Annotated in this window: 15 protein-coding genes; 6 read left to right on the forward strand and 9 right to left on the reverse strand. The window is 72.4% G+C overall.

The features are described 5' to 3' along the window. Window positions 1-104 precede the first annotated feature (104 nt). The 3 genes from BLW76_RS19890 to BLW76_RS19900 form a co-directional block, all read right to left on the reverse strand. Window positions 105-1,193 (reverse strand): PucR family transcriptional regulator, encoded by a 1,089-nt coding sequence (locus BLW76_RS19890; protein ID WP_091309572.1) that lies wholly within the window; start codon window positions 1,191-1,193, stop codon window positions 105-107. A 191-nt stretch (window positions 1,194-1,384) separates the two neighbouring features. Continuing rightward, the gene (locus BLW76_RS19895; RefSeq protein WP_091309575.1) at window positions 1,385-2,392 is read right to left on the reverse strand and encodes a LacI family DNA-binding transcriptional regulator; all 1,008 of its coding nucleotides are present in this window, start codon (window positions 2,390-2,392) and stop codon (window positions 1,385-1,387) included. Between the two features lie 429 nt (window positions 2,393-2,821). Continuing rightward, entirely contained in the window at window positions 2,822-3,079 is a 258-nt protein-coding gene (locus tag BLW76_RS19900) for a hypothetical protein (RefSeq protein WP_091309577.1), read from the reverse strand. Window positions 3,080-3,347: 268 nt separating this feature from the next. Here BLW76_RS19900 and BLW76_RS19905 point away from each other — a divergent pair, with 268 nt between their 5' ends. The 4 genes from BLW76_RS19905 to BLW76_RS19920 all read left to right on the forward strand — a co-directional run bounded on the left by BLW76_RS19905 (window position 3,348) and on the right by BLW76_RS19920 (window position 6,152). Next, window positions 3,348-3,881: a hypothetical protein gene (locus BLW76_RS19905; protein ID WP_091309579.1), complete on the forward strand. Its 534-nt coding sequence runs from the start codon at window positions 3,348-3,350 to the stop codon at window positions 3,879-3,881. A gap of 159 nt (window positions 3,882-4,040) precedes the next feature. Continuing rightward, the gene (locus tag BLW76_RS19910; protein ID WP_091309581.1) at window positions 4,041-5,435 is read left to right on the forward strand and encodes an amino acid permease; all 1,395 of its coding nucleotides are present in this window, start codon (window positions 4,041-4,043) and stop codon (window positions 5,433-5,435) included. A gap of 94 nt (window positions 5,436-5,529) precedes the next feature. Further along, window positions 5,530-5,829: a hypothetical protein gene (locus tag BLW76_RS19915; RefSeq protein ID WP_091309583.1), complete on the forward strand. Its 300-nt coding sequence runs from the start codon at window positions 5,530-5,532 to the stop codon at window positions 5,827-5,829. A gap of 41 nt (window positions 5,830-5,870) precedes the next feature. Next, window positions 5,871-6,152: a hypothetical protein gene (locus tag BLW76_RS19920; RefSeq protein ID WP_143060652.1), complete on the forward strand. Its 282-nt coding sequence runs from the start codon at window positions 5,871-5,873 to the stop codon at window positions 6,150-6,152. Window positions 6,153-6,211: 59 nt separating this feature from the next. Here the strand turns inward: BLW76_RS19920 and BLW76_RS19925 are convergent, their stop codons facing one another. The 6 genes from BLW76_RS19925 to BLW76_RS19950 form a co-directional block, all read right to left on the reverse strand. Further along, window positions 6,212-9,928, reverse strand: a complete 3,717-nt coding sequence (locus tag BLW76_RS19925; protein WP_244170219.1) for a glycoside hydrolase family 2 TIM barrel-domain containing protein — start codon at window positions 9,926-9,928, stop codon at window positions 6,212-6,214. 269 nt (window positions 9,929-10,197) lie between these two features. Further along, the gene (locus BLW76_RS19930) at window positions 10,198-12,117 is read right to left on the reverse strand and encodes a DUF2264 domain-containing protein (protein WP_091309590.1); all 1,920 of its coding nucleotides are present in this window, start codon (window positions 12,115-12,117) and stop codon (window positions 10,198-10,200) included. A gap of 106 nt (window positions 12,118-12,223) precedes the next feature. Next, window positions 12,224-13,234 (reverse strand): hydroxyacid dehydrogenase, encoded by a 1,011-nt coding sequence (locus BLW76_RS19935; protein ID WP_091309593.1) that lies wholly within the window; start codon window positions 13,232-13,234, stop codon window positions 12,224-12,226. Beyond that, complete coding sequence (locus tag BLW76_RS19940; protein ID WP_091319595.1) at window positions 13,231-14,040, reverse strand: carbohydrate ABC transporter permease; 810 nt, start codon at window positions 14,038-14,040, stop codon at window positions 13,231-13,233. The genes BLW76_RS19935 and BLW76_RS19940 overlap by 4 nt, the downstream gene beginning before the upstream one ends. A 41-nt stretch (window positions 14,041-14,081) precedes the next feature. Beyond that, window positions 14,082-15,008: a carbohydrate ABC transporter permease gene (locus BLW76_RS19945; RefSeq protein WP_091309596.1), complete on the reverse strand. Its 927-nt coding sequence runs from the start codon at window positions 15,006-15,008 to the stop codon at window positions 14,082-14,084. Next, window positions 15,008-16,339 carry an ABC transporter substrate-binding protein gene (locus BLW76_RS19950; RefSeq protein WP_244170220.1) on the reverse strand — a complete coding sequence of 444 codons (1,332 nt, stop codon included), beginning with the start codon at window positions 16,337-16,339 and terminating at the stop codon, window positions 15,008-15,010. Before BLW76_RS19950 ends, BLW76_RS19945 begins: the two co-directional genes overlap by 1 nt. Before the next feature lie 114 nt (window positions 16,340-16,453). Between BLW76_RS19950 and BLW76_RS19955 the strand changes: the two genes are divergently transcribed. After that, complete coding sequence (locus BLW76_RS19955) at window positions 16,454-18,211, forward strand: heparinase II/III family protein (RefSeq protein ID WP_091309600.1); 1,758 nt, start codon at window positions 16,454-16,456, stop codon at window positions 18,209-18,211. Continuing rightward, on the forward strand, window positions 18,211-19,311 hold the full coding sequence (locus tag BLW76_RS19960) for a substrate-binding domain-containing protein (RefSeq protein ID WP_244170221.1): 1,101 nt from the start codon (window positions 18,211-18,213) through the stop codon (window positions 19,309-19,311). Before BLW76_RS19955 ends, BLW76_RS19960 begins: the two co-directional genes overlap by 1 nt. Window positions 19,312-19,436: the final 125 nt, after the last annotated feature.

Consider the following 19,436-nt stretch of genomic DNA (forward strand, 5'->3'; position numbering starts at 1 on the left):
ACCTCCGGAATACCGTTCCTTCCCGGCGATGCCGGGTGTTCCGGAACAGCAGAGCATCCGGTTTCCGGGTGGCACATCGACCGGATGAACGAGATCGGCGGCCGTCAATCGGATTCTTCGAGCGGCAACGGCGGGGGCGGGGTGGTGGTCGCCTCGTGTGCCGTGAGGGCCGTGCTGAGGATGTGCAGCTGGCGCAGCGACGTCGGGTCGTAGCCCGTCAGCTGTTCGATGCGCTGCAGCCGGTAGTCCAGGGTGCTGCGGTGGATGATCAGCGCGGTCGCGGCCTTGGACCGGTTGCCGTCGGCGGCCAGGAGCGCGCGCAGGGTTTCGAGCAGGACCTCGTTGCGCGTGATCGGCTCGATCTTGGCGACGAGCAGGTCGGCCACCGGCCGCTGGGTCAGCACGGCGTACTCCACCAGCACGTCGCCGAGCAGGTAGCACCCCGGCGGCCGCCGGGCCGCCAGCGCCGCCGTCACCACGTCCAACGCCTCGGCCCGCCCCGCCGGCAGCCGCCCGGTCTTCTGCCACGAGACGCCCGCCCAGGTCTTCTCCGGGAGGGCCGCGTGCAGGCCGGCGCACCGGGCGAAGCCGGTTTCCTCGTCGCCGGCCGGCACCAGCACGTAACCGCCGTGTTCGCACAACGCGGTGAGCACACCGGTGCCCGGTTCGCCGAACACGGACTCGTCCACTGTGGACGCCGAGACGGTCCGGAACGCCAGCACGGCGTAGGCCGGCGCGAACCGGCCCTGGTCGGTCGCCGCGTCGCCGCGGAGGAGCGCCACCGCGTCGTCGTGCGCCGCGGACCGCGGGGACGCCACGGCGAGCGTCGTTTCCTGGTAGCCGCGCAGCAGTTCCCGCAGGAAGCGGTTGCACGTCTCGGCCAGCGCCTTGAGCCGGCCGGCGGCGGTCCCTGGCGTGGCCGCCAGCACGGCCACCGTCTCCTCGCCCGCCCGGCCCAGCAGTTCGAGCACCTCGTCGAGCGGCCAGCCGGCGGCGGCACAGCCGTTGCCCATGGTCCGCGCCGCGGCGATCCGGCGCTCGTCCCACTCGGTGCGGGTGCCGGCTTCGATGTCCTCGCACAGCAAGGAGATGGCCATGGTGGCGAGGTCGTGCGCCTTCTTCCGCCGCGCGGGCGGTCCCTGCTCGATTTCGACGGCCAGCCGGCTCCAGATTTCGGCGCGGAGGCCGTTCACCTGACTGCTCTTTGAGCGGACATCGAGCGTGGAGTCCCTTTCCCGGCCGAGGATGCGCATCGGACGGCGACGATCGCCGCCGCGGTCAGTGTAAGCGTTGCACCGGCGTGGCCGGGCTTTCCTGCGCGGAATTCGGGAAGATGCGCGGAGAAGGCCCGGTGCCGTCCGAAATACGCGGACGGCCGCCGCGTTCACCTCGCCGCGGGTGCCGGTCCGGTGCTGCCCCGCCGGACCAGTTCCGTGCCGAGCACCACATCCGTGGCCGGTGGCCGGTCGTGCAGCTGGTCGAGCAGCAGCAGGGCCGCGCGTTCCCCCTGTGCGGTCACCGGTTGCGCGATCGTCGTGAGGTCGAGCGCGCCCGCGAGTTCGTGGTCGTCGAAGCCGATCACCGACACCTCCGCCGGGATTCCGACCCGGGCGCGGCGGAGGGTCTTCAACGCGCCGAAGGCCATTTCGTCGGACATCGCGAACACCGCGGTCGGCGGGGACGGCAGGGCGAGCAGGCGCGCCATGGCCGTTTCGCCGGCGGCGGCGGTGAAGCCGCCGGCCGCCTCCAGGGCGGGCTCCGGCTCGATCCCGGCTTCCGCCAGCGCGCGCAGGTAGCCGTTCCGGCGCCGGCCGGGGGTGGTGAACCCGTGGGGCGGGGGATCGGTCTCCCCGAGCAGGCCGATCCGGCGGTGCCCGAGCCCGGTCAGGTGCCGCACCGCCTGTGCCGCCGCGGCGAGATCGTCGATGCGGACCGAGGGGATGCCGTCGGCGGTGCTGCCGACCAGGACCACCGGGACCCGCAACGCCCGCAGCGCCTCGGCTTCCGCGGCCGTCAGCGGCAGGGACAGGACCAGCACCGCGTCGACCCGGCGGCGCACCGGCAGCCGGTCGAAGAAGCGGGCTCGGGCCGCCGCGTCGGGCACGCCGTAGACGACCAGGTCCAGGCCGGCTTCGCGCAGCACCGCCTCGGCACCGGCGATCACCGTGCCGAAGAACCACCGTGACACGTACGGCACCACGATCCCGACCGAGTTGGTCCGCCCCGACGCCAGGCTGGAGGCGTTGAACGGGATCACGTAGTCGAGTTCGGCCGCCGCCCGCTCGACCCGCGCCCGGGTCTGGGCGGTGACCGAAGGCAGCCCGCGCAGCGCACGCGACGCGGTGGCCGTGGACACCTGCGCCTGCCGGGCGACGTCACGGATCGAGGGCATGCTCACCTCCTCCGGGCGCACGGTACCCGGTGGCCGCGCGCGTTACGCGGGGACGCGGGAATTCCGCGAGACGCGGACGGGTCTGCGAAGGAAACGCAACCCGCACCGCAGTTCCGTGCTTCTCGGACGCCGGGCCGGCCGCGGCCGGCGCGCTCGCCGTGGCGGCCTCGGCGGCGGCGCGCAGGTCGAGCACAACTGCACGATGTCGGCCGCGGGTGCGTTCGGTGGCACGTACGAGTTCGGGTGCCCACCAACGCCGCCACCACGCGCTTCACCGCCGCCGCGAGCTGGAACGGCCGGATTCAGGGCACGGTCACCCGTGCCGCCCGTGATCCCCGGGGCAGCTGCCCGGTGAACCGGCACCGCTCGGTTTTCGGCCACGCGCGAAAGCCGGGCCGGCCGCGGCCGGCCCGGCTTGGGGCGCGGGTGTCAGGAAACGCGCTGGGTGCGGGTCTCGAGCAGGTCCTCCAGGGAGAACTTCGCGGCCCCGGCTTCGCCGAAGTCGACGGGGTCGGGGTGCTGGTGGATCACGCCGTCCTGGCCGCCGGTGATGTTGACCCAGGCGTCGACGGCCTTGTGCGCGAAGGCGTGGAACCAGGCCTTGTCGGTCTGCGGGAGCCCCATTTCGAGCGGGGCGATCTCCTCGAGCGCGGGAACGCGGGATTCGATGGTGGCTGACGTGCTCACAGTACCTCCAGGGAGTCGACGGGATGTCGCCGTGTGCCGGAAACGGTAGAGCGCATTCGGCGTCCGGCACATCCACCGATTGACGGGGAAGGGCTATTTCCCGATCCGCGAAGTGCGGTGACCGACCGCACACGGCAATCACGGTGAACACTTCTTGAACTCGCTTGGCCGCGTCGCGCGGTCCGTGTCATCGTGGCGAAAGCGGCCGGTGAATCGAATTCCCGCTGCCGCACGAAAGAGAAACCGAATGTTTCCAGGAAAGGGAATCATGTCCGTGGCCACACCGTCCCGGGTCGTCACCGTCGCCGATGCCACCGAGTTCGACGCGAGCGCCAACTACCTCACCCCCGCGGTCGCGCCGACGCTGTGCGAAACGGCCGTGCTGGTCGCCGCCGTCGGCGCCGGTGCCGCGGTCGCGGCCTGCGCGGGGTACGTCGCCAACGCCTGGGCCAACAACTTCGGCCACCACCGCGGGCACCACGGGCACCACGGTGACGCCGACGCGCCGCGCGGCCTCGAGGTCGCCGGTGGCTCGGTGGCCGACCTGATCGACGCGCGCGGCGGGCAGTTCGGATTCGCCGCCGAACAGCCCGTCCAGCCCGTTTCCTGCTATGCCGTGGCGGCGACGGTGGCGGCGGGTGTCGCGACGGCTTTCGCGACCGGTGCGGTGCTCGTCACGGCCGCGCACCATTTCGGCGGCCACGGTCATTTCGGCGACGACCCGGAATGCACCGTCCCCGAAATCGGCTCCGGTTCCGTGCGCGGCCTGATCGACGCCCGGCTGGCGGCGATCCCGGCGTGAGCCCGCGGGCGGAACCCGCGTTTTCCGGATTCCCCGCTGCGCGATCGCGGTTCGCTCGATCCGAGGAAGTTTTTCCCGCCTTCGCGCAGTGAACGCCGCTCGGCGGTGGCCCTAGCGTGATGGCGCTCTCTTCGCCGCTTCGAGAACAGGGGAATCCTGATGGCACCACCGAAGGAGGACGGGCCCGGCCTGTCCCGGACGCTGAGCTCCCGGCACCTGTCGATGATCGCCGTCGGCGGGGTGATCGGCGCCGGCCTGTTCGTCGGTTCCGGCCAGGCCATCGCGGACGCCGGCCCCGCCGTGCTGATCACCTACGCGCTCGCCGGGGTGCTCGTGATCCTCGTCATGCGCATGCTGGGGGAGATGGCGACCGCCGACCCGCGGACGGGCTCCTTCTCGGCCTACGCCGAGGAGGGCATCGGCCGCTGGGCGGGCTTTTCGGTGGGGTGGCTCTACTGGTGGTTCTGGGTGACCACCATCGGGGTCGAGGCCACCGCGGGCGCCGCCATCGTGCACCGCTGGATCCCCCTGCTGCCGCAGTGGGCGTGGGTCCTGGTGCTGATGGCGGTGCTCACGGTGACCAACCTGTTCTCGGTGAAGTCCTACGGCGAGTTCGAGTTCTGGTTCGCCTCGATCAAGGTCGCCGCGATCGTCGTGTTCGTCCTGCTCGGCCTCGCGGCGGTGGCGGGCCTGCTGCCCGGGGTCGAGGCGCCGGGGCTGCGCAACCTCACCGGCCACGGCGGGTTCGCCCCGCACGGCGCCGGACCGGTGTTCGCGGCGATCTTCGTGGTCGTCTTCTCCTTCTTCGGCGCGGAAATCGCCACGATCGCGGCGTCGGAGTCGCCGGACCCGGTCGGCGCCGCCCGCCGCGCCGTGCGCTCGATCATGTGGCGCATCCTGGTGTTCTACTTGGGTTCCATCGCGGTCGTGGTGACGCTGCTGCCCTACGACGACGCCAGTGTCGGCAAGAGCCCGTACGTCGCCGTGCTCGACCTGATCGGGCTGCCGGCCGCGGGGACGGTGATGGACGTGATCGTGCTGACGGCCGTCCTGTCGTGCCTGAACTCCGGGCTGTACACCGCGTCCCGGATGGCCTTCTCGCTGTCGGGCCGCGGCGACGCGCCCCGCTCGTGGGGGCGGATCTCCGCCGGCGGCGTCCCGCGGGTCGCGGTGCTGGTCTCGACGGTCGTCGGGTTCGCCACGGTGGTGCTCAACTACTTCGTGCCCGAGGAGGTGTTCAGCTTCCTGCTCAACACCTCCGGCGCGCTGGCGGTGTTCATCTGGCTCGCCATCTCCGTGACACAGCTGCGGATGCGGCGACGGCTGGAGGCCGCGCACCCGGCAGGCCTGCCGCTGCGGATGTGGGGCTACCCGTACCTGACGTGGCTGTCGATCGCGGCGATGGCGGCCCTGCTCGTGGCGATGCTCTTCTCGCCGTCCGGCCGGCCGCAGCTGCTGGCCAGCCTCGCCTTGACCGTGATCGTGGTGACCGTCGGCATCACCCGGCAGATCCGGGCGAACCGGGACGTTCCGGCCGAAGTCGGTGCCGAATGACCGCCGATGCGGGAAAAAACCTTCGGCGATCGCCATTCCCGTTTCGTTGTTTCGGTGGATGTCACGGGGGATCCGGCAATTTAATCTCGGTGCCATGAGCGAAATCAACTCTTCCGACACCGCCGTTGCCCGTTACCTGACCGCCGCGCCGTCGCAGCTCGGCCCGCTCGAGTTCACCACCGCGGAGGACCCCACCAGCTGCTGCATCAACCTCCTGCGGGCCTTGCACGCCGCCGAGGAGGCGACCCAGACGGCGCGGGCCGCCAACCTGGCGGACCAGGCGTACCGCCGGGCCTTCGGCCACGGCTACCACGCCGACGTGCCGGCCGTCGAGATCACCTCGCCGGGTGACATGTCCGCCCGGCAGCTGATCGACGCGATCGTCAACCGCTGACCACCGGGAATTTTCCCGCAATCGAAATGGATGAAGTGAACGTGACCCGCATCGAAGAATTCGCGAACGGCCAGGGCTCGATCGCCGCGCTGGAGGTGCCGTCGGTCGTTCAGCCGATCGGCTGCACCCTCGACGCCGCATTCCACGCGGCCATGGCCGCATTCAACGCGACGAAGGCCGTCGACTACCAGGTCGCGGCCAAGTTCGCGCGGGTGGCCGTCCACCACGGCGGCTTCGCGAACGCCGACCGGAACCTGTCCGCGGCGATCGGCGAAGACCTGTCGAGCGAGCAGCTGCTCGCGGTCCGGGGCGACCTGGGCTGAGTACGCACGGAGAAGCCGCACCGGGGACTGTCCTCGGTGCGGCTTCTTCGCGCGGGGGATCAGCTGCCGGCGGGCAGGCCGGTCAGCGCCTCGGTCAGGCTCAGCGGGCGCAGCGACAGCGTGTACTCGTACGTGGCGTCGGCCGCCACCTGGCTCTTCTCCCGCACCGGGTTCGGGGTGTCGCCCACGCCGGTGGCCGCGTGGTCGGCGTGCAGCGTGAACCAGCCCTTGTTCCGCTGGAGCTGGAACGGGTAGGCCGCCCGGTCGAGGTCGTCGTACGGCGTGACGCTGACGTCCTTCATCCCGCTGACCAGCAGCCCGGACAGCCGTCCGTCGGTGAGCAGCGCCCAGCGGGTGTCGGTGTGGTTGCCGTGGTCCTGCGGGCGGTGGTAGTCGACGTACTGCTCGTCCACTGTGGACTTGTTGACCGCGATGGGCGTGCCGTCCGTGCGGTCGACGTAGCTCTCGGCGGTCCGGCCGTACCAGGAGAACCGCGTGAAGCTGTCCGGGACGCCCAGCGACACCCCGATGCGCGGCAGGTAGTTCAGGGTGCGCACCGCGCCCTGCGGCGTCACCTTGTGGCCCAGGCGCAGCACACCCGTCGAGTCCACTGTGTACGTCATGGTCTGGTCGAACCACGCGTTCGCCACGTCCGGCGCGGCCACCCGGCTGTCCACCACGACGCTGACGCTGCCGCTCGCGCGGTCGACGCGGACTCCGGTGACGGTGGTCCGCAGCCGGTCGAGGCCGAGCTTGCGCCAGTCCTCGCCCTCGGCCCGGCCCCAGGCGAACGTCTCGTTGCTGATCGGCGCGCGCCAGGCGTCGAGCTTCGGTCCGCCGGCGAGGAGCTCCTTGCCCCAGGACTGCATCGACGTCAGCGTGCCGGTGCGCTTGTCCACCCGGTAGGCGACCGGGCCGGCCTGTGCGGTGACGGTGTCCGCCGTCTCCCGGGCCGTCACCAGGCCCCAGTCGAGCGGGGCCCGGTCGAGGCCCGGCACCCGGGTGCCGCCGAGCGAGAACTGGTCGTGCGCCAGGACGTGCCCCGCGGGCAGGGTCGGCCCGGCGTGCTTGACGACCGCCTCGACCGTGAGGAAGCGCTCGCGGTCGCCCGCCTTGACCGGCAGCGGGATCCGCCCGGTCGTGGCCGCCGCGACACGCAGGGGCTGCTCGCCGCTCTTGACCGTCTTCGCGCCTTCGGTGACACGCCACCTGAGGCCGACGTCGCCGGTGTCGCTGAACTGGCGTTCGTTGGTCACCGACAGCACGCCGTCGGCGTAGGCGAACCGGAGGGGCTGGTGGGCCCACGCCATCTGCGTGGTTTCCGGCTGGGGCTTGCGGTCGGCGCCGATCAGTCCGTCCACTCCGGACAGGCTGGAGCCGTAGGACAGGTACGTGCCCCGCTCGGTCACGCTGTCGAAGTCCAGCGCCAGCAGCGCCCCCTGCGCCGGCTCCGGCCCGGCGAGCTCGGCCGCGGTGAGGGCGCGGTCGTGGATGCGGACGTCGTCCACCAGGCCCCGCCCCAGCCAGCCGATGGTCGAGGGGTCGTTCCAGGACGTTTCGAAGTCGCGCCCGATGTTCACCTCGGCCGACGAGGAGTCGATCGGACCGGTGAACGCCTTCTGCGCGACCTCGCGGCCGTCGATGTACAGCCGCAGCATCGCACCGTCGTAGGTGCCGGTGACGCGGTGCCAGTTGCCGTAGAAGTCGGCGGGCACCGGCGCCTGCACCGGGATCCACGTACCACTGTGGACGAAGAACTCCAGTGTCTGCTCGTTCTTCATCTTCAGCGAGTACTGGTGGTCGCCCTTGGTGATGATCCCGAACTCGCCGGTCCACTTGCCCGGCTTGATCCAGGCGTCCAGGGTCAGCGCGGTGCCGGTGAGGTCGAGCCTGCGGTCGCGGTAGACCTCGGCGAAGTCGTCCAGACCGGACAGTTCCAGTGCCTTCCCGCGGTGGCCGTCGACGAGCCTCGACAATCCCGAGAGGTGGGTGGCGATGCCGTTGCCCGACACGTCCGGGACGGTGCGGACCCGCTGCCGGATGTTCTGCTCGGCCCAGTCCCAGATGAACCCGCCCTGGGTCTGCGGGTTCGCGCAGATGGTGTCCCAGAACTCGCGGAAGTTGCCGAGGCTGTTGCCCATGGCGTGCGCGTACTCGCCGAAGATCAGCGGCTTCGTCGTGTTCTTCGCCTGCTCGGCGAACTTCTCCGGCGACGGGTACCGCGGGCCCCAGACGTCCGCGAAGGGCGCGTCCCCGTCGGGATTGTTGGACTGGTGGTAGATCGGGCGCGTCGGGTCGTTGGCCCGCAGCCAGTCGGCCATCGCGTAGTGGTGGGCGCCGAGGCCGGCTTCGTTGCCGGTGTCCCAGAGGAAGACGCTGGGGTGGTTCTTGTCGCGTTCCACCATGCCGATCAGCCGGTCGAGGAAGGCGTCCCGCCACTCGGGCTGGTTCGCCTGGCACCACCGGGCGCAGTTCTCGTGGTTGTGCGTCTCGATGTCGACCTCGTCGTCGATCCACAGGCCGTGCTGGTCCGCGAGCCGGTAGAAGTACGGGTCCGAGGGGTAGTGCGAGGTGCGGACGGCGTTGACGTTGAGCTGTTCCAGCAGCGCGACATCGCGTTCCTGCGCCGTGCGCGGCACGTGGCGGCCGTGCTCGGGGTCGGTTTCGGCGCGGTTGACGCCCTTGAACAGCACGCGCTTGCCGTTGACCAGCAGCTGCCGGTCCCGGATCTCGATCTCGCGGAAACCGGTGGTTTCGCGGGTGACGTGGGTGGTCCGGCCGTCCGGGCCGGTGAGCGTCAGGACGGCGGTGTACAGGTTCGGGGTCTCGTCGGTCCACTTGGCCGGGTTCCGCACGGGCACGGTCAGGGTCACCGCGGCACCGGCGTCGGTGACCTCGACGTCCTGGGCGACGGCGGCGACCTCCTTGCCTGCCTTGTCGCGCAGGCTGAGCGCGGCGGTGTGCTTGCCGGTCGCGCCGCCGGGCTTGCGCGCGACCTCGACGGCGGCGGTCAGCACGGCGTCGGTGTAGGTCGCGTCGAGGTCGGTCCGCAGCGTGACGTCCCGGATGTGGGTGGCGGGCGTGGACGTCAGCGTGACCGAGCGGAAGATGCCCGCGTACCGCCACTGGTCGAAGTCCTCGAGGTAGGCGCCGGCACTCCAGCGGTGCACCTGGACGGCCAGCCGGTTGGGGCCGGGCTTCAGCGCGGCGGAGATGTCGAACTCCGCCGGGGTGTAGCCGCCCTGGTCGTAGCCGATGTACTGGCCGTTGACCCAGACGAAGTACGCCGACGTGACGCCGTCGAAGCGCAGCGTCGTGCGCCGCTGGTCCCAGCCGGCGGGCAGGTCGAAGTCCCGGGTGTAGGCCCCGGTGGGGTTGACGTCCCGGGGCACCTTCGGCGGCGCGTCCGGCTGGATTTCGGTGGCGATGTTGCGGAAGACGGGGTGGTCGAGGCCGTCGGTCTGCCAGGTGTGCGGCACGGAGACCTCGCGCCAGGCGGACGTGTCGTACCCGGCGGCGTGGAAGCCGGCGGGCACCTGGGCGGGGTTGTCCGCCATGGCGATCCGCCACTTCCCGTCCAGCGTCCGGGTGAACGGCGTCTGTTCCCGCCCCCGCACGGCGGACTCGACATCGGTGTAGGGAGCGAGGAACGCATGCGGCGGCTCCTGGCCTTCGCCGACCTTCCGCGGGTCTTCGAGGTAGGAGTAGACGTCGTCGGTTGCCGCGTCGCCGGACCCGGCGGGCACGAGGGTTCCCGCGAGAGCCAACAGAACCACACTCAGAACGCGCAGCCGCACGGGAGGAACCTCCATGTTCCGACAAGATGCGGACAGAACCCAACAAAATGGAACAGGATGGGCGTGGGGAGGTCAATAGGACATTCGTAGGGGAAAGCGGCATCACGCGTGTCTGGAGGGACGACACGCGTGTCTGGAGGGACGACACACGTGTCTGGAGGGACGACACGCGGTGGCGCCCGGCCCGCGCCGTGTCGACCCTTCAATCACGCGAGTTGACCCCCTGATCACGCGAGTTGACCTTCTGATCACGGGTGTTGCTCCGCGAAGGCGGGCAAGGCGACCTCGGCGGTGAGGCCGTCGGGCCAGGCCAGCGTGACAGTGCGGCCGTCTCCGGCGATCGTCAGCGACGGATCGGGATCGTCCGGGCCGCCGCGGTCCAGGACCACCACGGCGGCGTACACGGCTCCCGGCTCCGGCGGCCCGTCGGTGGCGACGAACGGGATCGCCGTCCACTCGCCCAGCGGGGACGTGCCGGACTCGACCGTCACCTCCGCCGTGGCGAAGCCGCGCAGGGGACGCACCGCCGACCGCAGGTCCGGTGTCCGCGCGGCGGCCACCCCCGGGCCGGTCGACGGCCGGGTCGCCGCCGACACCGGCCAGCCGCTCAGCCGCAGGGGACCGGCCGGAGCGGCGTCGAGGCGCGCGAGGCGTACCTCCACGCCGTTGCGGACCACCGAAACCACCGTCAGCACCGGCCCGGGCACCACCGGCCCGCTCCGGCCGGAGCCGTGGTCGGGCGAGTCGTCGGCGGACGTGTCGACCCAGCGGACCCGGCCCTGGGACGCCGCCGCCAGTACGCCGCCCGGCAGTTCCGTCGCGTAGCACGTCGAGAAGCCCGCCCGGTGGCTGGCGCGGCCGTCCGGATCCAGCACGTACACCGCGTTGTCGGGCAAGGAACCGAGTGTCGGGAACGTCGCCGTCGAATAGCCGAGGCGGGCGTAGAGCGGCGAATCGGACCGGGGGTCACCCGGGCGGGCGTGGTCCGTGCCGTGGTTGAGCACCAGCGCGATGCCGTCGCGACGCCGTCCCGAAACCAGCCAGCCGGGTGCGGTGACGACGCGGGCGACGTCGCCGGTCTCGATCGGCAGGGGCTCCTCGACGTCCGTCCACACGGGATGGTGCGCGGGCATCGCCAGGCCCAGCAGGCCTTTGGCCGCCCAGTACGGCGAACCCGGCCCGGAGTACGCCTGGCGCATGGCCGGCCAGGCGTGGTGCCAGCCGAGGGTGAGCACGTCGCCGTCCGCCGGGAAGTGCCGGACCATCCCGCCCGCCACCCGGCGGGTCAGGCCCGGGGACAGCCGGGACGTCCCGGTCAGCGCCCCCACCCAGAACGGCGCCGCCGCCGCGAACCGGTAGACCAGGCTGCGGCCCTGCAGCAGCGGCGAGCCGTCGCTGCCGACCAGCCGCACGGCGTCGTCGAGGTAGTCGCGCAGGTCCGCCGCCCACCGGTGCCGCAGGGAGCCGGGGCACAGGGTGCCGGTGACGTCGAAGAAGTGCGTCCACAGCAGCGGGTACAGGTGCAGGGCCCAGCCCGTGTAGTGGTCGTAGGCGCGTTCGTCGCCGTCGCTGAGCCAGCCGCCGGGCCGCCGCAGCGACGCGTGCACGGCGAGGTCCTCCTCGACGTCCGCCGCCGACCACGGCCCGCCGGCCTCGCGCAGGAACGACTCCACGACGATCCGGAACCACACCCAGTTGATCGGCGGGTAGGGCTGCCCGATCACCGTCGCGAGCCAGGCGACGACCCGGTCGCGGACGGCGTCGTCCAGGCGGTCCCACAGCCACGGCCGGGTCAGCTGGAGCACCAGCGCGATCGACGCGGCCTCCACTTTGGACTGACCGAGCTCGGCGGGCCGCGGCCACGCCTCGGGCGACGCCGGATCGGTGCCGGCGGCCAGCCCGCGCGCGTAGTGCTCGAGGAACCCGCCCGGATCCGCGCCGCCCTCGCCGGCGACGCGGAAGCCGGCGATGAGGAATGTCCGGGCGAACCCTTCGAGACCGTCCGAGACGCGGCCGTTGCGGCTGGCCGGGCCGGGCAGGTCGATCCGGGCGCCGGCGGGCGAGCGGTACCGGCCGGCCGCGGTGAGCAGCCGATCCGCCAGCGCCGCGTAGTGCGCCCGGGTCCAGCCGGTGTACGGCGACAGCCGCCGGTCCTCGACGGCGCTCATGTGCGGGCGGCCGGGGGTGTGGGGGCCGCGGCCGGTGTCATGAAAGAGTCGTTCATGGCGTCAGACGTCATGAACGACTCTTTCATGACGTGCTGGTCGGCCGCCGTCATGCCTGCACCGCCAGCGAATGCCGGGTCACCGGCGCCCGGGCCGGCAGGCCCGCGGCGTACCGCTCCAGCTCGCCGAGCGCCTCCGCGCTCATCCGGCGGGTCTCCGACCCCAGCGAACCCGCCACGTGCGGGGTCAGCACCACGTTCGGCAGGTCGTAGAGCGGCGAGCCGGCCGGGAGCGGCTCCGGCTCGGTGACGTCGAGGACGGCGTGCAGGCCGTCGATGCAGGCCTGCTCGAGGGCCGTGGTGTCGACGAGCGCTCCGCGCGCGGTGTTGACCAGCACCGCGCCGGGCGGCAGGGCGGCCAGCTCGGCCGCGCCGATCATGTGCCGGGTCTCCGGCAGCGAGGGCGCGTGCAGGCTCAGCACGTCCGCCTGGGGCAGGGCTTCCGCCAGGGAGACCGGTTCGGCGCCGGCCGCCCGGATCTCGGCCGGGTCGGCCACCGGGTCGACGACGACCACCCGGGCCAGGTCCAGCAGTCGCAGCAGGGCCGCGACCCGGCGGCCGACGCGGGAGAAGCCCACCAGGACCACCGTGCGGTCGCGGCCGGACAGCTCGCCCCGCCGGTCGCGGTAGCCCCAGTCCTCGCGGGCCGTCCGGGCGTCGGCGGCCAGGAACGGCACCTTCTTGAACGCCCACAGGATCGCGCCCAGGGTGTACTGGGCGACCGGCTCGGCGTTGGCGTCGGCGGCCGTGGTGACCAGCAGGCCGCGGTCGAAGACCGCCGCGCCGACGTGGTCGCGGACGCTGCCCGCCGCGTGCAGCACCGCCCGCAGGTTCGGGGCGGCGCGCAGGACCTCCTCGTCGAGCGGGGGACATCCCCACGACGTGATCAGCACCTCGACCTCCGCGAGCCGCGCGCGCACCGCCGCCGACGTGAGCTCGTCGGTGCACAGCGGCTCGCCCAGCCGGGCCGTGGCGCGCAGCCGGGCCAGCTCCGCGGCGCCGAACTGCACCTCCATCGTGTCCCGTGCCATCACCAGCAGGGTCTCGGGGCGCCGCGTCACTTGACGCTGCCCGCCGCCAGCCCGGACCGCCATTGCCGGTGCAGCAGCACGAACGCCACCACCAGCGGCAGCACGGCCAGCAGCGAGCCGGTGATGACGAGCGGGTTGTACTGCGGGAACTGGGTCACGCGCGTGCTCCACTGGTAGAGGCCGAGGCTCATCGGGAACAGCTTCGGGTCGGTCAGCATCACCAGCGGCAGGAAGAAGTTGTTCCAGATCCCGACGAACTGGAACAGGAAGATCGTTACCAGGCCGGGCCGCATCATCGGCAGCCCGATGGTGAAGAACGTCCGCAGCTCGCCGGCGCCGTCGGTGCGGGCCGCCTCCAGGACCTCGCCGGGCACCGCGGCTTCGGCGTAGACGCGGGCGAGGTAGACGCCGAAGGGGTTGGTGAGCAACGGGATGAACACCGCCCAGAACGTCCCGACCACGTGCAGCTGCGAAGCCAGCAGGTACAGCGGCAGGGCCAGCGCGGTCGTCGGCACGAGGACCCCGGCGAGCGTCACGGCGAACAGCGCGCGGCGGCCCGGGAAGTCGAGCTTCGCGATCGCGTACCCGCACGCCGCGCAGATGAACGAGCCGAGCACCGCGCCGAGGCCGGCGTAGAGCAATGAATTGCCGATCCAGTTCAGGAAGATGCCGTTCTCCTGGGTGAACAGCGCCTGGATGTTGGTGCCCAGGTTGAACTGCCCGAGTTCGAACGCGCCGGTCGTGGAGAAGTCGCCGACGGACTTGGTCGCCGAGGTGACCAGCCAGACCAGCGGGAGGACCGCGTAGAGCGAGGCCAGCACCAGCACGACGTGCACGACTGTGCGTGACGTCCACCGCGAAGCGGCGGGGGAGACGGTCACCGGGACCTCCGGTTGGACAGGCGCATGACCAGCGCCGAGAGCAGGGCGGAAACGAGGGCCAGCAACACGGACGCGGCGGCCGCGCGGCCGTAGTCGTTGGCGATGAACGCGGCTTCGTACACATACAGGCTCGGGGACCAGGTGCTCGTCACCGATCCGGTGAACCCGCGCAGCACTAGCGGTTCGGTGAACAGCTGCAGGGAGCCGATCACGGTGAACACGAGGGCGACGAACATCGTCGGCCGGATCATCGGGACCTTGATCGACACCGCCGTCCGGAAGCCCCCGGCGCCGTCGGCGCGCGCGGCCTCGAGGACGTCTCGCGGGACCGCCTGCAGCGCCGTGTAGAAGATGATCATGTTGTAGCCGACCCACTGCCAGGTCGCGATGTTCACGATCGAGGGCAGGATGCCGGTCTTGCCCAGCGGGTCGAACGGCAGCAGCGCGGTCAGCCCGGAGTTCGGGCTGTATAGGTAGGCCCAGATGAGCCCGGTGATCACGGTCGGGACCGCGTAGGGCAGGAAGACGGCCAGCGACCACAGCCGCCGCAGCCGCACGACGGCGGAGTCGACCAGCAGGGCCAGCACGAGCGCGAGGCCGAGCATGATCGGGATGTGCACCAGCACGAACAGCGCCACGTTGCCGAGGCTGGCGTGGAACGCGCTGTCGGTGACCACGTCGGCGTAGTTGCCGAGCGCGATGAACGCCTGCGCCGGGCCGGAGAACCCCAGGCCGGACAGCCGGTCGGTGAACAGGCTGAGGTAGAGCGCGTAGCCGATCGGGACGAGCACCGTGGCGGTCAGCAGGACCGCGAACGGCGCCGCCAGCACCAGGCCGGCGCGGCCACGGCGGCGTGGCGCCGGCGTGCCGGTCCTCGCCGGGGCCGGCACGCTCGCGGCGCGTTCGGGGGTGAGGACGGTCATCACGCTTTCCCTTCCAGCACGGTCAGCCCGCGCTCGCGCAGCGCGGCGACGGCGTCGGCCTGCGTCTGCCGGACGGCGGTGGCCAGTGTCGACCCGCCCGTCTTCACCCCGCTCATCCGGTCGACGACGGTGGAGAAGATCCGCAGCGCGTTGGGGCCCCACGTCCAGTCCGGGACCCGCAGGGCGGCTTCGTCGAGCACGTCGTACACCGGGGCGCCGAGGAAGTAGCCGCCCTTGTACGCCTGCCGGGCGACGTCGCGGCTCGGCAGGTAGCCGGGGAACGGCGTGGTGAACGTGGTGCCGATCTTCGCGACGGCCGGGTCGGTGCTCAGCCAGCGCAGGAACTGCACGGCGGCGTCCGGCACCTTGCTCTCGGCGGAGACGGCGAACGCGCTGCCGCCCTGGACGCCGTTGGCCGGGACGCCGTCCCAGGTCGGCATGGTGGTGACCGCCCACCGGCCCTTGTCCTGCGGGATGGACTTCACCAGCGAACCGACGCTCCACGACGCGCCCAGCAGGCCCCAGAGCCGGCCGGTGTGCATGGCGCCGATCCAGTCCTGGTCGCCGGTCGGGGCCGTGGCGACCAGGCCGTCGCGGATCATCCCCTGCCAGTAGTCGGCGGTGCGGAGCGTGCCTTCGCCGCTGATGTTCACCCGCCACGAGCCGCCGTCGACCCGCCACCACGGATCGCCCGCCTGCCAGCACATCCCGGCGAAGAAGGAGCCGTCGTTGAGCGGGAACGTCGTCACGCGCGCCGCCGCGTCGGCCTGCTTCACGGCCTGAGCGGCGGCGCGGAACTCGGCCCACGTGCGCGGCACCGCGATGCCGTGCTTGTCGAACAGGTCCTTGCGGTAGTAGAGCACCATCGGGGCGAGGTCCATCGGCACGGCCCAGGTGCGCCCACCCGGCCGGACGCCCTGCCAGGCGGCGGGGGAGTAGCCGCGCTCGAGGTCCGCCAGGTCGTCGGTCAGGTCGCGCAGGCCGCCGGTGGTGAGCAGCTGCGGCAGGCCCTGGTACTCGGCGTGCAGGATGTCCGGGGCGTTGTGGGCGCGCAGCGCGTTCGTCTGCTGGGCGTACCCGCCCTTGAGGCCGGACGCGATCACGTTGAGCTCCACGGCGATGTCCGGGTGGGCGGCGTTGAACGCGGCGACGTACTTGTCCATGCCGGTGAGCCAGGACCAGATCCGCACCCGGGTGGCACCCGATGCGGTGGTCGTCGACGACGCGCAGCCGCCGAGCAGCCCGCCGGCCGCGAGCCCGGCCGTGGCCGTGGCCGTGGCCGTGGCCGTGAGGAATGTCCGGCGGGTGAGGCCCGCCGATCGCGGAAGCATCATTGCTCCTCCGTCGGAAGTGATGGCTGTCACTGTCGGGCTGTGTCATAGTTCGAGTCAACATTTGAGGTCAAAAGCGATCACAAACGATCAGGATCGAAGGATGGTGGTTCCGTGGCCCTGCGGCCACCGGTCCCGGACGTGCGCGACCGCACGGTCTGGGACGCCGTGGACGGCGCGGCGATCCTCGCCGAAGCCGAGGCCGTGCTCGCCCGTCCGGCGCCGGTCCTGACGGCGACGGCGTGGGCCAGGACCTTCCGCGACGGCGTCCGGACGGACTACGAAGACGCGGCCCGAGCCCTGCGCGAACGCGTGACGCTGCTGGTGCTGGCCGCGGTGCTGACCGGCGAGGTGCCGCCGAAGCCGGTGCGGTTCCTGGACGGCGCGATCGACGGGCTGGTCGCGCTCGCCGAGGCGACCACGTGGTGCTGGGCACCCCACGACCGGCACGCGGCCGGGCGCGGGGAAGTGCTGGCCGATCCCGGCGACCCGTTCCTCGACCTGGGCGCGGCCGAGGTCGCCTCGCTGTTCGCCTGGGCCGATCACGTGCTGGGCCCGCACCTCGAACTCCGGGCGCCGGGACTGCGCAGACGCTTGCGGCGGGAGGTGGACGTCCGCGTCCTGACGCCGTTCGAACGCGTCCGCGACTGGCACTGGCTCGGTCTCGACGGCGACGCGCACAACTGGAACCCGTGGATCCACAGTGGCGTTCTCGCGGCTGCCGTGCTGCTCGTCGACGACGAAGAGCGGCGCGAGCGGCTGGTGCGGCTGGTGGCCGAAGGGCTCGAGCACTACGTCGCGGTCCTGCCCGACGACGGCGGCGTCGACGAAGGCGTCGCCTACTGGTGGCACGGCGCCTGCCGCCTGCTGGAGTGCCTCGATCTGCTCGGCGAGACGGGGGATCTCCCCCTGCCGGCCGAGCTGATCCGCTTCCCACACCGGATGCACCTGGGTGGCGACGCGTACGTCAACGCCGGAGACGCCCCGGCCCGCCTGCCCCTGGCCCAGCCGTGGCACGTCCTGTACCGGTGGGGCCGGCGCCTGTCCGACGACGAGGTCTGCGCGCACGCGGTGAGCCGGGCGCGGGAAGGTGGCCGGCTCGTGTGGCCGGAGGCCGGTCTCGGCCGTGCCCTGACCGGGCTGACCGACCCGGACTGGCGGACGGCGGAACCGGGTGGCACCTGGCTGGCCCGCGAGGAATGGCTGCCGCGGGTGCAGGTGCTCGTCGCCCGGGAGACGGCGGGCACGGCGCGCGGGCTGACGCTCGCGGTCAAGGCCGGGCACAACGGGGAGCGGCACAACCACCTCGACGTGGGGTCCTACTGGGTGGCGGTCGACGGCGTGCCGCTGGTGGCCGACGTCGGGCAGCCGACCTACACCGCGGCCAGCTTCGGCCCGGACCGCTACCGAGCCTGGCCGCTGCGCAGCGAGTGGCACAACGTCCCCGAACCGGGTGTCACGCAGGAGCCGGGGGAGGCGTCCGGAGCGCGGGACGTCCGGGTGGAGCTCACCGCCTCCGCGGCCACGCTCACCGCGGACCTCGCCGGCGCCTACCCCGGCGTGCCGCGCTGGATCCGCTCGGTGCGGCTGGTCCGCGCCCCGCACCCGCACGTCCTGGTGACCGACGACGACAGCGTCCGGCCGGTCCGGCTCCGGCACGTGCTCGCCGGCGACGTCGAGCTGGGCGACGGCGAGGCGGTCGTGGCGGGGAAGCTGCGGCTGAGCTGGGACCCGCGGCACACCACCGCGGAGCTCGAACGCCGCCCGCTGGCCGACCCGCTGCTGCGGGCCTCCTGGGGCGAGCACCTCGACCGGCTCACCCTGGTGGTGCACGACGGCCCGGCGCGGGTCCGGCTGGAGCGGGTCCGGTGATGCTCGCCTCGGAACGGCACCAGCTGATCCTTTCCCTGGTGCGCGAACACGGCGCGGTCCGGCTCACCGAACTGGTCGAGCGGCTGGGCGTCACCGCGGTCACCGTCCGCCGGGACGTCACCGAGCTGGCCGACCGCGGGCTGCTGACGCGCGTGCACGGCGGGGTCACGCTGACCCGGCCCCGCGGCAGCCACCCCGAGCCCGGGCGCGTCGCGTCGGTGTTCGGGCCGACCGCGCCCGGCGCGCTGGTCGGCATGGTCGCGCCGTCGGTGGAGTACTACTGGCCGACGGTGGTCCAGGGCGCGCAGTCCACCGTGGCCGCGGCGGGCGGGCGGCTCGTGCTGCGCGCGTCCAGCTACGACGCGGCGGAGGACCGCCGCCAGATCACCAAGCTCCTCGAACGCGGCGTCCAGACGCTGCTGGTCGCGCCGGCCACCAGCGGGCGCGGCGCGCTGGACCTGCTGCGCTGGCTGGGGTCGCTGAACGTCCCGGCGGTCCTCGTCGAGCGCGTCCCGCCGCCGGAGCTGCCCACCCTGGCCCTGGACGCGGCCACGACCGCGCACGCGCTCGGTGCCGGGCTGGCCGTCCGGCACCTGGTTTCGCTGGGCCACCGCGGGGTCGGGCTCGTGACATCGCGGTCCAGCCCGACCAGCCGCGCGCTGCGCACCGGCTGGCGCGAGACGATCGATTCCCTGGGCCTGGACACGGCGCTCGACCTCGACGTCCCGGTCTACGGTTCCGCGGGCTGGGCGGGGGAGTACGACGCGTTGCTGGCGCGCTGCCGCCGGGCGGGGGTGCGCGCCCTGCTGGTGCACGCCGACCGCGAGGCCATCGGCCTGATCGAACGGGCCCGCGACGGCGGCATCGCGGTGCCGGGCGAGCTGGCGGTGGTCTCCTACGACGACGAGGTCGCGGCGGCGTCCGACCCGCCGCTGACCGCGGTGTGCCCGCAGAAGCACCGGCTCGGCGCGGTGGCCGCCGAACTCGCGCTGGCCCGCCTCGCCGACCCGACCGGCCGGCCCGTGCACCGGCTGCAGCTGTGGCCGACGCTCGTGGTGCGCGAATCCTGCGGCGGGGTGGCGGAATCCGCCTCGCCGTGAAATCGTCGAATTCACCGGCGTGTCTTCCGTGCTACGGCCGGAATGCGAATCCGGTTGTTTCGAAGCGATAACGAGCGCATCGCAATCGTGGGATTTACAAGAAGTGGATCACCTCCTAGTCTCCG

This window comes from Amycolatopsis tolypomycina (genome assembly GCF_900105945.1).
Lineage (GTDB): Bacteria > Actinomycetota > Actinomycetes > Mycobacteriales > Pseudonocardiaceae > Amycolatopsis > Amycolatopsis tolypomycina.

Coding starts and splice junctions, on each gene's coding strand:
- BLW76_RS19915 (WP_091309583.1), top strand. CDS start 5,530: ATGAGCGAAATCAACTCTTCCGACACCGCCGTTGCCCGTTACCTGACC.
- BLW76_RS19945 (WP_091309596.1), bottom strand. CDS start 15,008: ATGACCGTCCTCACCCCCGAACGCGCCGCGAGCGTGCCGGCCCCGGCG.
- BLW76_RS19960 (WP_244170221.1), top strand. CDS start 18,211: ATGCTCGCCTCGGAACGGCACCAGCTGATCCTTTCCCTGGTGCGCGAA.
- BLW76_RS19930 (WP_091309590.1), bottom strand. CDS start 12,117: ATGAGCGCCGTCGAGGACCGGCGGCTGTCGCCGTACACCGGCTGGACC.
- BLW76_RS19950 (WP_244170220.1), bottom strand. CDS start 16,339: ATGCTTCCGCGATCGGCGGGCCTCACCCGCCGGACATTCCTCACGGCC.
- BLW76_RS19905 (WP_091309579.1), top strand. CDS start 3,348: ATGTCCGTGGCCACACCGTCCCGGGTCGTCACCGTCGCCGATGCCACC.
- BLW76_RS19910 (WP_091309581.1), top strand. CDS start 4,041: ATGGCACCACCGAAGGAGGACGGGCCCGGCCTGTCCCGGACGCTGAGC.
- BLW76_RS19895 (WP_091309575.1), bottom strand. CDS start 2,392: ATGCCCTCGATCCGTGACGTCGCCCGGCAGGCGCAGGTGTCCACGGCC.